The sequence below is a fragment of the Lentibacillus salicampi genome (assembly GCF_004565465.1).
GTDB lineage: Bacteria > Bacillota > Bacilli > Bacillales > Amphibacillaceae > Lentibacillus > Lentibacillus salicampi.
On record NZ_SRHY01000001.1, the window covers coordinates 101,629 to 114,074 of the forward strand.

A 12,446-nucleotide genomic window follows, 5' to 3' on the forward strand; every position below is an offset into this window, starting at 1 on the left:
TTTTCATAGAATACAAAAAGCTGGATCATTTGCCATTTAGTCTCTTTCATGGTAGTTTTAATTAACAGAATATAGAAAATACGGTGTATGAAGTCTTATGTTTGGACTACCGAACATAAGATAACCTGGAGGATGATTGAATGGACCATACACAGCATAATTGGCAGGTCATCCGGTTTGACGGGCAGGACGCACTATCGCTGGATGACGAAATCGCCATCGAATTTCCCTTGACCGTTATACTAAATGGTGAGGAATTTGCCACAATGGTATGTTCCCCAACAGATTTAGAAGAACTGGCAATCGGTTTTCTGGCTTCAGAAGGCGTCATTCGTTTTTATGATGACATCATCAGTCTGTCAATCGATGAGGGGAAAGGGTTTGCTTATATAGACATCAACCATAACATCGGTTCCATCCAACAAGACCATTCGAAACGTTTTATTGGTTCTTGTTGTGGGAAGAGCCGGCAGTTTTATTTTAAAAGTGATGTCAGGACCGCTCGGACTGTTTACAGCCGACTGTCTGTATCTGCCCGTCAGTGTTATACCTTAATGGCGCAATTGCAATCGGAATCAAAGCAATTCATCCGGACTGGTGGGGTTCATAATGCTGCCCTGGCAACACAGGATGACATGATGGCCATCCGGACTGATATCGGCAGGCATAACGCCCTTGACAAAATTTACGGTCACATTTTGCAAGGACATATTCCTGTGAAAGACAAATTAATTGTGTTCAGTGGCCGGATTTCCTCTGAAGTGTTGCTTAAAGTATCCAAAATCGGAGCAGGGATTTTGCTTTCCAAGTCCGCACCGACTGATTTGGCACTTCAGCTGGCCGATGACTTGTGCATTACGGTGATCGGGTTCGCCAGAGAGGGTAAAATGAATGTATACACGCACCCGCAACGGGTAGTTGAAGCAACAGAGGAAAGGCTTATGGAAGAATAAAACCGTTCGTCCAATGAATACTTGGGTAACCGGTTTTTCGTTTCCCAAAAAGGGTCAATATAACTAGGGATTTTTGCACAACCTAATATAGATAAATCGAATGGAGGGTTATGCATGCCAAAAAAGCGGAATAAAGTAAACCCTGAGAATAGCAGTAACATTGGCGGGAGGAATTATGAACCAGCGTACTATCATGGCAATACACAATTTGAAAAGGGGATCTCGGAAACGTACGAACAAGTATCAGATGATTATAAAGAAGGAACGATTGATCAGAAACTAGAGGACGATTGACTTGCTATTTAGTAAACAATCCAAACCCGTGTGTCAAGCGCCTTTTTTATGGTATGCCACACAATCGCCCTGGCAAAACAACCACTAAGGCGTATCGTATATTAACCGGCTATAGGGCATGAAAGAACAGCGCTCATTCAATTCTCACCTTAACGAAAGATGGGGTCTCTTTTTGTAAAGAGGCTTCTTTTTTTAAAAGATAAGAAAGTATAAAATTTTAGTCCCTACCATGGTGACGTTCACTGTGGTATTTTTAATATATGGAGAAAAACATTTTGAAACGCATTTTATTTGATGAAAATCAGCATTGGGAGTCATTTAAAGAGAAACATGGAGACAGGATCCGTCCAGTAGTCCTCAAAGAGGTGGAGAGGTTTCGTGACTGCGGGAATCCGAAAAATGGATTTAAACTCTTTGTTTGCGAAGGCTGTCATAATGTTCGGAGAGTACCATATCGATGTAAAGGCCGCTTTTGTACAACGTGTTCACTTGGAGAGAGTGAAGAATGGAGCCGTCTACTAACGGAAGATGTCTTACAAGTGAACCACCATCATGTCATCTTTACGATAGATGAGGGGTTACGTGATATATTTTTGTTGCATCGACATCTCTTAAAACCATTAATGGATGAGGCCGCGAAACTGATCTCGGATTATTTTGGAAAGAAGGCCAAAGTTAAGCCGGGAATTATCGCCGGCCTGCATACATTTGGTTCCAGAGTAAACTTCAATCCGCATGTTCATATGTTGGTGACAATGGGAGGTATAACGAAAAAGGGAAAATGGAAAGGATATGATTTTATCCCTTTCAAAATGCTCCGAAAGCAATGGCAGACAGTGGTATTAAAGTTAATTAGAAAAAACCTGACACCGAAAGAAAAGAAACAAGTTCAATCCCGCTTACAAAAGGCTTTTTCCGAAAATGGGGAAGGCTTCTATGTGTATGCGCCAAAACAACGAGGAAAAATAAAGGAACAATTGCGCTACATTGGCCGTTATATGCGTCGACCAGCGATTGGAATCAATCGGATTGAGGCATATGATGGACAAACTGTCACGTTCAAATATATCGATAAACAAGATAAACAGGAAAAACACGAAACCCTGACTGTTGAAGCGTTTATTAGCCGTTTGATCCGCCATATTCCGGATGAACAATTCAAAACGATTCGTTATTATGGTATGTATTCCAGAAGAAGCAAAAGCTTAAGCAAAAAGATGCTGGCTGCGTGGCAGCAAGGGAGAAGACGCTGGATATTAAAAGTGAAGAAAACATTACGACGCCAAACCTGGAGAGAGCGTATGATTGCCAGTGGCCAAAAAGATCCCATGATATGCCCACACTGCGATAATTATTATGAATACATGGGAGAAGTCTGTCCTGAAAATGGCAAGCTGGAATTAAAAGTGGCGTTAACCGCTGAAGCAAGAAACTATTTGGAAAGGGTGATCAACCATCTCGAAGGTATCAGGCAAGAACCGCAAAAAAGACAAGAGAAAAAAGAAAAAAGGAACCAACCACTTACGTCCGAAGAAGACATTCGTCAAATATCATTGTTTGACGTGTCATGAGGAAGAGGAAATCCCATATGACGTTGTGAGGGATTTTGATTTAATGGATGGGGGAGATCCAACCACCCCACCCAGGTTCAGCTGCGAGCAATGTGGAGAAGAAATGTATCCGGCGTATTATAAAGGAGTACATGGACAGGAATACAAATTATCGGATATTCTCTAATGAAGATAGAAAGAAAAGGACCGGGCCGTACTTTGCCCGGTTTTTCTTATGCAAAAAACCGGCTAAAACGAGCAGGAAAGAATGAACATCAAGATGGTGGAGGGTCGAACATCAACGGTGTCGGGAGCCAACATCAACGGTGTCGGGTCGAGCATCAACGGTAGGAGCACCAACATCAATGGTGTCGGGTCGAGCATCAACGGTACGGGAGCCAAGATCAACGGTGTCGGGTCGAGCATCAACGGTACGGGAGCCAAGATCAACGGTGTCGGGAGCCAACATCAACGGTGTCGGGTCGAGCATCAACGGTAGGAGCACCAACATCAATGGTGTCGGGTCGAGCATCAACGGTACGGGAGCCAAGATCAACGGTGTCGGATTGAGCATCAACGGTACGGGAGCCAACATCAACGGTATCGGGTCGAGCATCAATGGTGTGGGAGCCAAGATCAACGGTGTCGGGTCGAGCATCAATGGTGTGGGAGCCAAGATCAACGGTGTCGGGTCGAGCATCAATGGCAGGAGCGCCAACATCAACGGTAGGGCAGCGGTAACCAGGTAATTAGCACATTTTTTTGTGAAGCGACACATGCGCCTTGTCCCTTCTGACAGTGATTCATAGGATACTGTATAACGGTGGATGAAGGCAGTATCTGCTATAACCACTCCTTATGAATCGAATCGGCAGGAGGTGAACGCGATGGATGATATGCTTAAAAAAGTCGAACGGAAAACCGGTGTTAAAGGCAATGATATCAAGAATCTGGCTCAATCGCTGAATGGTACTGATCTATCGAATGAAAAAAATATAAGAAGGCTTGTTAAACAGGTTTCCACAATGGCCAATAAAAAAGTTCCGAAAAGCACGGAAGACATGATAGTGGAAACACTGGCGAAGAAAAAGGGAAAAGTCGATCCTTCGACCATTTCAAAAATGTTATAACTGGAACGGGTCAATAAAAATCCCCCATTATCATGATAATGGGGGATTTTCGATTGGCATTAAAACCTTGTTCTCTCAAATGTATAAACCATTCTATAAACCATTTCACCTGCGTCCATCATTTTGGAGAGATATTATAAAAAGCAGGATTCAATGCCGTCAGCAGCGAAATATATTTATAAAGCAGGGGGGCGATGGAATGACCGCAAAACATCATAGCTTTGGAATGCTTTTTCTTATTCGATTGGTATTGATAGGGGGCGGTCGCTATACATCAACCGGACAGTTAAAACCCTGCCCACATATTATTATGATCATGGTCTAAAATGGTCAAAAGTTTATAATGTCTGATTTTTGCGTGAAACAGACTCGAGACCGTTTCTCGAAGCACTTTTGACATGGATTTTTGCGTGAAACAGACTCGAGACCGTTTCTCGAAGCACTTTTGACATGGATTTTTGCGTAAAACAGACTCGAGACCGTTTCTCGAAGCACTTTTGACATAGATTTTGCGTAAAACAGACTCGAGACCGTTTTTCGAAGCACTTTTGATTTTCTTTTTTGTAAATTGACCGTGAGATAAATTCTTGATATGCGCGTTTATTCAGATCGCGGGGAAGGGGAACACTTTACGATGGAAGAGAAGCTGAATCATTTGATTGAACATGAACTGGAACTGAAGGGAGCCATCGCGGGGGTCAGTATCCGTGATGCGACAACAGGTGAAAAAGTTTATGGTCATATGGGCGATATCAGACTAAGGCCTGCATCCAATATGAAATTATTGACAGCAGCAGCGGCACTGGCTGTATTGGGTGAGGACTATACATTTACCACAGACGTGCTGACAGAAAGTTCCATAATAAATAATCAATTGAACGGAGATCTTTTTCTTAAAGGAAAGGGTGATCCAACATTACTGCCTGAAGACTTTGATAGGTTTGCGAAGAAAGTGAAGGCGAACGGAATCGATGTGATTGACGGGGATATTGTGGCTGATGATACGTGGTATGATGACGTGCGATTGTCGCCTGATCTTGTTTGGAGTGATGAGCACTGGTATTATGGAGCGCAAATTTCCGCATTAACGGCGTCACCTGATGAAGATTTTGACGCTGGGACTGTCATTGTTGAAGTGGCACCGGGGGATGCCGGGGATCTGCCGGCGGTCGCGGTGACACCTGATACGACATATGTGCAGGTCGAAAATAACGCCAAAACTGTTGCCTCAAGTGGTGATGAGGATTTGACACTAAACCGGGTTCACGGTAAGAACACGATTACGATTAATGGTACTATCCCAGCAGGATCTGCCAGTGTAAAGGAGTGGATGGCTGTCTGGGAACCAACCGGCTATGCGCTTGATCTCTTCAGAAAAGCACTCGAAAGGCAAGGCGTCTTATGGACTGGTGAGTTGAAAACCGGCCAGGCTCCGGAAAAAGCTGATGGAATATATACAAACGAATCAATCACGCTTTCCGAACTGCTCGTTCCGTTCATGAAGCTAAGCAACAACACACATGTGGAAATACTTGTCAAAGAAATGGGGAAGGTCGTGCATAATGAAGGCAGCTGGGAAAAAGGCCTTGAGGTTGTTGAAACAGAAATGGAAAAACTCGGACTCAATATGGATACGTCTGTCATTAGGGATGGATCAGGCATCTCGCACATGAATCTTCTTGCGCCTGACGAGATATCTATCTTGTTACATAACGTACAGGGCGTGGAGTGGTTTCAGGCGTATCTGAACGCCCTCCCGGCTGCCGGAAAGCCAGACCGGATGGAAGGGGGGACATTACGCGGCCGGATGAACGATAGGGATGTCCAGGCAAAAACCGGAACGATTGAGGGTGTCAGTACGCTCTCTGGTTACCTGAAAACAGAAGGTGGCGGTGAATTTATCTTTTCGATTATGCTGAATAACTTGCTGGATGAAGAAAATGGTCCGGCGGTAGAAGATAAAATCGTGGCAGTTATCGCCAATCAATAACAATAACAAAAGGGAGCCCATAAGCGGACTCCCTTCTTTAATCCCAGCAATTTCACAATTATTGATTGTTGTTTTGTTGGGCTTGTTGTTGTGCTTGTGTCGCCTGTTGACGAGCCTGTTGAAGCTGCTGCTGTGCTTGTTGAATTTGTTGGTTTTGTTGTGCCTGCGCACTAGCTTGTCCTTGCACATTCTGCAATTGCTGTTCAGCTTGCTGTACCTGCTGCTGAGCCTGCTGCAACTGTTGCGGATCAGCACTGGCTTGAGCCTGCTGTACAGCCTGCTGAGCTTGCTGAGCCTGTTGAACTGCCTGCTGCAGCTGTTGCTGCTGTTGGTTTTGTTGTGCCATACGTATAACCTCCGATTTAAAATATTGAGCCGAAAAAGAGCTCGGTATTTAGCGTGGCTTATTGTTTGGAAAATATGTGTTGAATTTAATACTTTTTTCCATTTGAGGAGGTTTTAAAGTCTATTCATCAATCCAATGAATAATAAATTCCTTAACTTTTCATACTACACGTATCACGCTTATCTATTTCAAGAGGATGTTCCCATGAATAAGAAAACGTCACAGAAAAAAATACAACGGGATTTTGAAAAGCTGTTAAGAGAATTGAAACAGAAAGATGCTTTTATTCATTATCAGCGTGAGCATGAAACAGGCCCGATTCATTTAGGCTATCTAAAAACAGCTATTGACACCGATAAGCTGGAAAAATATATCATGCCGCGGCTCCAGGAATATATGTATCAGAATTTGAACGAACTGAAGGACCATATTCCGTTTACCAAAACCGAATTAACGGATGATGCTGATCAGATTCCGGATAAGCTTGTGAAAAGCTTTGTTTTTATTTACATGGCGAATGTCAGCCCATCGTATTTGCTGATTCCGCTCCCGCTTGACGAAAAACGGCAAGTCTCCGTTCCTGAAGTAGAATTCAGTGTTGTTGGTCCTAAAGAAGCATTTGTTGAAGATATTGATACCAATTTGAATTTGGTTCGAAAACGCTTGGCCATTCCTGAATTAAACGTTAAAAAATTAAGAGTCGGCACCATCACGAAAACCGATGTTGCCGTTGTCTCGATAGCCGGGATAGCCGATGAGGATAATGTGAAGACGGCGGTGCAACGTATTAAGGATGTGGACATCGATCAGGTTGTTGACAGTTCGTTTATCCAGCAGACCATTGCTGATAACAAAAATTCACCCTTCCCGCAGCTGTTGGATACGGAACGGCCTGACCGGATTGCTTCCATATTAGTCGAAGGAAAAGTGGCCATCTTTGTGAACGGCTCGCCGCATGTGTTACTCGGGCCAACCACTTTGATCGAATTTTTTTCCGCATTTGAGGATTACTTTTTAAATTGGTTGACAGCCTCATCATTCCGGCTGATTCGATTAATCGCTGTCTTTTTCTCAATTTTAATCACACCACTGTATGTTGCCGTCCTGACACATCATTTTGAAATCGTACCGCAAACCATGTTGACTACGCTGGTCAATTCCAGAATGCAAGTACCCTTTCCACCAATAATTGAGGCACTCGTGCTGGAGTTTGCCATTGAGTTGTTGCGTGAAGCTGGTGCCAGATTACCGACCAAAATCGGGCAAACAATCGGTATTGTTGGTGGTATCGTGATCGGAACCGCAGCGGTTGAAGCAGGGATAACAAGTAATGTTCTGCTGATTTTGGTTGCCTTGGCAGCATTAGGGTCCTTTACAACACCGGTGTATAAAATGAGTAACACGATCAGGCTTATCCGTTTTCCGCTGATTATTGTTGCATCGGTTTATGGGCTGATTGGTCTGGCGATTTCCATTGCCTATATTATGGTGCATCTCTTAAGACTGACGTCGCTCGGAAGGCCGTTCTTTGCGCCGATTTTCCCGTTCCGGTTTGCTGATTTCAAAGATGCCTTAATCCGTCTGCCATTCAGCATGCAAAACAAACGTCCGTTTCAAGTCCGTCCCAGTAAAGTGAAGCGACCTGTTGCCAATGAAAATGACAAGTTGAGGGATAGCCGATGATTTCACTCGATGATAAAGTATCAGGGCTGATGGTGTTGTTTCTCATCTCAGCCTCGCAATTAGGTGTAGGAGTACTTGGATTTCAAAGTATCATTAACAAATATGCCGGCCATGATGCCTGGATATCTGTAATGATCGCCGGGATTGCTGTCAGTGGCGTCATATGGCTGATGTATCAGATGCTGAAGAACGATGAAAAAGGTGATATTGTTGCAATCCATGAGTTCACGTATGGCAAGTGGCTCGGAAACTTTCTGACCACTCTATTCGCCATCTATTTACTGTTGATGGCCATCGTTGTGCTCCGTACGTACATCGAGATTATTCAGGTGTGGATTTTCCCGCATCTAAAAGTCTGGGCCTTCTTATTGCTGCTGATTCCGCTGTTCTATTATACAATATCCGATCAATTCCGGACGGTTGTCGGGGTATGTTTCCTTGGTGTCGTCTATCCGGCTATTTTAAATCTGGCGCTGTTTTTTTCGGTGCAATATGCTGACATCGACAATATATTGCCAATCCTGGACCACACCATCACGGAATTGCTTCAATCGTCATCGTTGGCCGTCCTTGATTTCATGGGATTTTCGGCACTCCTGGTTTTTTATCCGTTCATAAGGGAAGCAGGCAAATCACAAAAATATGCGCATTACGGCAATCTATATACGACTCTAGTATATACGGCGGTTTGTCTGATTTCATACCTTTATTATAACCAAAGTGAATTGGACAGTGTCATTTGGGCATCCCTGGGACTCTGGAAGATCATTGAAATGCCTTTTTTGGAACGCTTTGAATACTTTGGGATTGCGACATTGTTCTTTATGATATTGCCGAACGTCGTACTTTATATGTGGGCGGCCACACGCACGGTGACCCGCACCTTTGGTTTTGACCATAAAAAGGTGGCGCTTGTTCTCTTGGGGATTCTATTCATCACCTCTGCCATTTTCACGGGCAGGGAAGGTGTTAATCTATTAAATGATTCAGCCTCCAGGATTGGGCTCGTGTTCCTGTTTATTTATATCCCTGTCCTGTTTGTCATCAACTTCATTTGCAGGAAGGTGCGGAAAAATGTATCTTAAATATATTGTTTTTTTCGTGTTTGTGACGGCAAGTTTACTGCTGAATGCTTTTATGCCGTCCAAAATCATCGATCAGATTCAAATGATTACCGTCATCGGATTCGATGCAACGGAAGAGGAAAGAGTGCAGGGAACTGTAGCGTCGCCTAAGTATCAGCAGGAAGGACAAGTTGAAGATTTTATCTATACGGATACCGCTGATACCGTGTACGAAGATTGGGTCAAATTAAATGCGAAAGCGACCGAACGACTCCTGAACGGTAAGATAAAGGTTGTGTTCTATAATCAGAAATTGGCTGCAGAGGGTATCAGTGACTTTATCGGATTTTTAACAAGGGATCCGTCCATTGGCGGCAACGTAAGCCTGGCCGTAACAGAAGGGTCGACACTTGACGTGATCAATTCCGCCACAACCACTAAAGGCAGAGGCATCTTTTTTGCTGATTTATTTGAACACAACATACGGCACGGTAATTTGCCGCAAATAAATTTAAAAATATTTGAATCCGCATTGGACAGTGGAACTCAAGATCCGTTTCTGCCGATGCTAAGTATTGAAAAGGAAAGGCCGGCACTGACAGCGATTGCGTTCTTTAAAGGTGATCAGTATGTTGATAAGTTGCCGATCGAACATGCGGATGTGTTTAAAATGCTGTACGAAAAAAATGTCAGCGATGGCGAATACCAGTATAAAAGTGAGGAGTATATTGCAGCCGTTGAAAATATTGAAACAACCAAAGACGTGGTTTTTGAAACAAACGGTGGAAGCGGCACAGTTACGATTAATGTGAATATTAGGGGTGCAGTCAGGGAATTTACCGGTCAACTGCCAACAACCCAAAAAGAAAAAATTGAACGTGATATAAAACAGGATATTGAAAAGAAAGCGAATCGATTAGTCAGCCGGTTTCAAGAATTGGAAATTGACCCGCTCGGTATTGAAGACGATATTAAAAGTGGTAACAGGACTTACAACCAGAAGCACTTTAAATCGGCTTACCCGGATATGCCGATTCGTGTCAATGCTGAGGTTAAAATTACGGGATACGGCATCATGCGCTGACAGAAGGAAAGGATGATGACCGAAGTCCCAGCGGTATCCCCAACGGTTCAGGGTGCAAATTGATGAGTGCTGGTAACGGATTGCGCAGACACATTAAATCATGTCATCTATCGACTGATATGTTTTATCAAACCCTAAATGAACCACTTCCCATAAATAAAACGAAGCAATGGTCAGATAGGGTTCCCAGACAGGGCGTTTGTCGATTAAAATCCTGCGGCGTTCGGACTTGTCCACTTCATACAGCCATCTAGCCCCACGCTGAATTCCGATATCGTCAACAGCGAGCACATTCTTTCGGCCGAGTGAAAAAATCAGAAACATTTCAGCGGTCCATTTTCCGATGCCCTTAATGCTTGTCAGTTGTTTGAGGACCGAGGTGTTATCCTTATCAGCCATTTGTTCAAAAACAATAAAGTTATTATGCACTTTCGCAGTTAGATCGCGCAAATAGTTGATTTTTTGCCAGGACAAGCCGATCGTCCGTAATTGTTGATCAGATACGTTCAAGATCCCCGCCGGCTCAATCCGATGTTCCAGTAAAGTTTCCAGTCGTCCGAACACAGCACGCGCTGCCGCTACGGAAATTTGTTGGCCAATGATGGAGCGAACCAATGATTTAAAATAGTTTGGTCGCATCGTAACCGTCACATCCCCGACAATGGCAATTAGTTTATTCATTTGGCTATCGGCATTACCTAATGCCATAACAGCTGGATTATTTTGGTCAATGACGAATTGTTCCATAGGTCACCTCGAATCCCAGTTTATCCCGCCTTAACGAGCAGTAAGATCCCGCTTCAGGATTCCATAGCGACCCGGAAGGATAAGGAGGGAAAAGGTCCGATTCTGTTCAACTATAACATTCAGTGGAGAAAAGCGCTCCACTGAATGTAGTTTCACTTTAAATGATGTCTCGATTTTTGACAAAACACGCCTTTGATGTATTGAATTGCTAGCCTAAAAAGAATAGTTTTGATATGATATTCATGATATCAATTAGTTGCATCTTATCGAACAGGGAAGCTTTAAGTGCGTGTTCAAAAAGAAGGATGCTTTTTGAATAACATAACCAATCAGGAAAGGTGGAAGTTATATGTCTAAGCCAAAAATTGTCGTTCTTGGCGCTGGTTACGCCGGAATGATGACCACGAAAAAGTTAATGCAAAAATTAAGCCCGGAAGAAGCGGAGATTGTGCTGGTTAATAAGCATAACTATCATTATCAGACAACATGGCTCCATGAAGTGGCCGCCGGGACCGTCAATCAGAACCAGGCACGTATGATGATCAGCGATGTGATTAATCCAACTCGCGTCAATCTGATTTATGATGAGGTTGTTGAAGTGAAGAAAGACGATAACCGTGTCGTACTGAAGAATAGTGAGATTACATACGATTACCTGGTGATTTCGCTCGGATTTGAAACGAATACATTCGGCATCAAAGGCATGGAGAAAAATGCGTTTTCCATTACAGATATCGATTCAAGCCGTATGATTCGTGAGCATATTGAGTATCAATTTGCCAAATACAGTACTGCCACTAATCCAAAAGACGAGGATCTGGCTATTCTGGTCGGCGGCGGCGGGTTTACCGGAATCGAATTTGCCGGTGAATTGACTGAGAAAGTACCGGAACTGTGCAAAAAGTATGATATTGCCCGCAGCAAAGTCCGTATCATTAATGTTGAGGCAGCACCACGTGTCCTGCCGGGATTCGATGATGATCTTGTCGCCTATGCCAAACAATCACTGTCTGAACGTGGTGTTGAATTCAGGGAAGGCGCCAAAATTTCTGAGTGCAAGAAAAACAGTTTTGTTGTCGGTGAAGGCGATGATACCGAAGAAATCAAAGCTGGCACCATCGTTTGGACAGGCGGTGTGACGGGTAATTCCATCCTGTCGAAATCCGGTTTTGAAATTACAAAAGGTAAAGTGACGGTAAATGGTGACATGCGTGCACCTGGTGAAGAAAATATCTTTATCCTGGGCGACTGTGCATGGGTCATGAACGAGGAAGACGGAAAGCCGTTCCCGCCAACTGCACAGGCAGCTATGCAGCATGCTGATACTTGCGCGAGCAATCTAAAAGCGCTGCTTCGTCATGAACCATTAAGTAAATTCGTATTTGATGATAAAGGTACCGTCGCTTCCCTTGGCGAGAAAGATGCAATGGGAACGGTATTCAATGATAATAAATTGTATGGTAAGCCTGCAGTATCCATGAAAAAAGTAATTGACAACCGCTACCTCTTCCTGCTTGGCGGACCGAAACTTATCTTGAAAAAAGGAAAACTACGCATGTTTTAATTAATCGAGGAGGGACATTTTCATGAAGAACGGAACATTAT

General features: G+C 43.6%; 13 protein-coding genes. 11 read left to right on the top strand and 2 right to left on the bottom strand.

From position 1 onward, the window contains the following. Nucleotides 1-140 precede the first annotated feature (140 nt). The 7 genes from fdhD (at nucleotide 141) to dacB (ending at nucleotide 5,917) form a co-directional block, all read left to right on the top strand. Nucleotides 141-953, top strand: a complete 813-nt coding sequence (gene fdhD / locus E4U82_RS00520) for a formate dehydrogenase accessory sulfurtransferase FdhD (RefSeq protein WP_135108080.1) — start codon at nucleotides 141-143, stop codon at nucleotides 951-953. 114 nt (nucleotides 954-1,067) lie between these two features. Further along, on the top strand, nucleotides 1,068-1,247 hold the full coding sequence (locus E4U82_RS00525) for a YozQ family protein (RefSeq protein ID WP_135108081.1): 180 nt from the start codon (nucleotides 1,068-1,070) through the stop codon (nucleotides 1,245-1,247). Between the two features lie 260 nt (nucleotides 1,248-1,507). Beyond that, nucleotides 1,508-2,818, top strand: a complete 1,311-nt coding sequence (locus tag E4U82_RS00530) for an IS91 family transposase (protein WP_135108082.1) — start codon at nucleotides 1,508-1,510, stop codon at nucleotides 2,816-2,818. 259 nt (nucleotides 2,819-3,077) lie between these two features. Further along, a complete protein-coding gene (locus E4U82_RS00540; protein WP_135108084.1) occupies nucleotides 3,078-3,296 on the top strand; it encodes a hypothetical protein in 219 nt (72 codons plus the stop codon). After that, nucleotides 3,250-3,546 carry a hypothetical protein gene (locus E4U82_RS00545; RefSeq protein WP_135108085.1) on the top strand — a complete coding sequence of 99 codons (297 nt, stop codon included), beginning with the start codon at nucleotides 3,250-3,252 and terminating at the stop codon, nucleotides 3,544-3,546. The genes E4U82_RS00540 and E4U82_RS00545 overlap by 47 nt, the downstream gene beginning before the upstream one ends. A gap of 138 nt (nucleotides 3,547-3,684) precedes the next feature. Next, on the top strand, nucleotides 3,685-3,927 hold the full coding sequence (locus E4U82_RS00550; protein ID WP_135108086.1) for a stage VI sporulation protein F: 243 nt from the start codon (nucleotides 3,685-3,687) through the stop codon (nucleotides 3,925-3,927). A 634-nt stretch (nucleotides 3,928-4,561) separates the two neighbouring features. Next, complete coding sequence (gene dacB / locus E4U82_RS00555; protein WP_245183479.1) at nucleotides 4,562-5,917, top strand: D-alanyl-D-alanine carboxypeptidase/D-alanyl-D-alanine endopeptidase; 1,356 nt, start codon at nucleotides 4,562-4,564, stop codon at nucleotides 5,915-5,917. 58 nt (nucleotides 5,918-5,975) lie between these two features. Here the strand turns inward: dacB and E4U82_RS00560 are convergent, their stop codons facing one another. Beyond that, the gene (locus E4U82_RS00560; RefSeq protein ID WP_135108088.1) at nucleotides 5,976-6,263 is read right to left on the bottom strand and encodes a hypothetical protein; all 288 of its coding nucleotides are present in this window, start codon (nucleotides 6,261-6,263) and stop codon (nucleotides 5,976-5,978) included. 204 nt (nucleotides 6,264-6,467) lie between these two features. On the opposite strand from E4U82_RS00560, the gene E4U82_RS00565 reads away from it, so the two are divergent. From E4U82_RS00565 to E4U82_RS00575, 3 genes are read left to right on the top strand one after another with little or no spacing between them, the layout of a single operon-like run. Then, nucleotides 6,468-7,946, top strand: a complete 1,479-nt coding sequence (locus tag E4U82_RS00565) for a spore germination protein (protein WP_135108089.1) — start codon at nucleotides 6,468-6,470, stop codon at nucleotides 7,944-7,946. After that, nucleotides 7,943-9,031, top strand: coding sequence for a GerAB/ArcD/ProY family transporter (locus E4U82_RS00570; protein WP_135108090.1), 1,089 nt, complete (start codon nucleotides 7,943-7,945; stop codon nucleotides 9,029-9,031). The genes E4U82_RS00565 and E4U82_RS00570 overlap by 4 nt, the downstream gene beginning before the upstream one ends. Then, on the top strand, nucleotides 9,021-10,094 hold the full coding sequence (locus E4U82_RS00575) for a Ger(x)C family spore germination protein (protein WP_167751282.1): 1,074 nt from the start codon (nucleotides 9,021-9,023) through the stop codon (nucleotides 10,092-10,094). The genes E4U82_RS00570 and E4U82_RS00575 overlap by 11 nt, the downstream gene beginning before the upstream one ends. Nucleotides 10,095-10,187: 93 nt before the next feature. Here E4U82_RS00575 and E4U82_RS00580 read toward each other — a convergent pair whose 3' ends face one another. Continuing rightward, nucleotides 10,188-10,841 (bottom strand): DNA-3-methyladenine glycosylase family protein, encoded by a 654-nt coding sequence (locus E4U82_RS00580; RefSeq protein WP_135108092.1) that lies wholly within the window; start codon nucleotides 10,839-10,841, stop codon nucleotides 10,188-10,190. A gap of 349 nt (nucleotides 10,842-11,190) precedes the next feature. On the opposite strand from E4U82_RS00580, the gene E4U82_RS00585 reads away from it, so the two are divergent. Beyond that, the gene (locus E4U82_RS00585) at nucleotides 11,191-12,405 is read left to right on the top strand and encodes an NAD(P)/FAD-dependent oxidoreductase (RefSeq protein WP_135108093.1); all 1,215 of its coding nucleotides are present in this window, start codon (nucleotides 11,191-11,193) and stop codon (nucleotides 12,403-12,405) included. Nucleotides 12,406-12,446 lie beyond the last annotated feature (41 nt).

What these genes read in the sequence shown, in the direction of transcription:
- E4U82_RS00560 (WP_135108088.1), bottom strand. Translation starts at nt 6,263, where the DNA reads ATGGCACAACAAAACCAACAGCAGCAACAGCTGCAGCAGGCAGTTCAA.
- E4U82_RS00565 (WP_135108089.1), top strand. Translation starts at nt 6,468, where the DNA reads ATGAATAAGAAAACGTCACAGAAAAAAATACAACGGGATTTTGAAAAG.
- fdhD (WP_135108080.1), top strand. Translation starts at nt 141, where the DNA reads ATGGACCATACACAGCATAATTGGCAGGTCATCCGGTTTGACGGGCAG.
- E4U82_RS00530 (WP_135108082.1), top strand. Translation starts at nt 1,508, where the DNA reads ATGGAGAAAAACATTTTGAAACGCATTTTATTTGATGAAAATCAGCAT.
- E4U82_RS00540 (WP_135108084.1), top strand. Translation starts at nt 3,078, where the DNA reads ATGGTGGAGGGTCGAACATCAACGGTGTCGGGAGCCAACATCAACGGT.
- dacB (WP_245183479.1), top strand. Translation starts at nt 4,562, where the DNA reads ATGGAAGAGAAGCTGAATCATTTGATTGAACATGAACTGGAACTGAAG.
- E4U82_RS00580 (WP_135108092.1), bottom strand. Translation starts at nt 10,841, where the DNA reads ATGGAACAATTCGTCATTGACCAAAATAATCCAGCTGTTATGGCATTA.
- E4U82_RS00585 (WP_135108093.1), top strand. Translation starts at nt 11,191, where the DNA reads ATGTCTAAGCCAAAAATTGTCGTTCTTGGCGCTGGTTACGCCGGAATG.
- E4U82_RS00570 (WP_135108090.1), top strand. Translation starts at nt 7,943, where the DNA reads ATGATTTCACTCGATGATAAAGTATCAGGGCTGATGGTGTTGTTTCTC.
- E4U82_RS00550 (WP_135108086.1), top strand. Translation starts at nt 3,685, where the DNA reads ATGGATGATATGCTTAAAAAAGTCGAACGGAAAACCGGTGTTAAAGGC.
- E4U82_RS00575 (WP_167751282.1), top strand. Translation starts at nt 9,021, where the DNA reads ATGTATCTTAAATATATTGTTTTTTTCGTGTTTGTGACGGCAAGTTTA.
- E4U82_RS00525 (WP_135108081.1), top strand. Translation starts at nt 1,068, where the DNA reads ATGCCAAAAAAGCGGAATAAAGTAAACCCTGAGAATAGCAGTAACATT.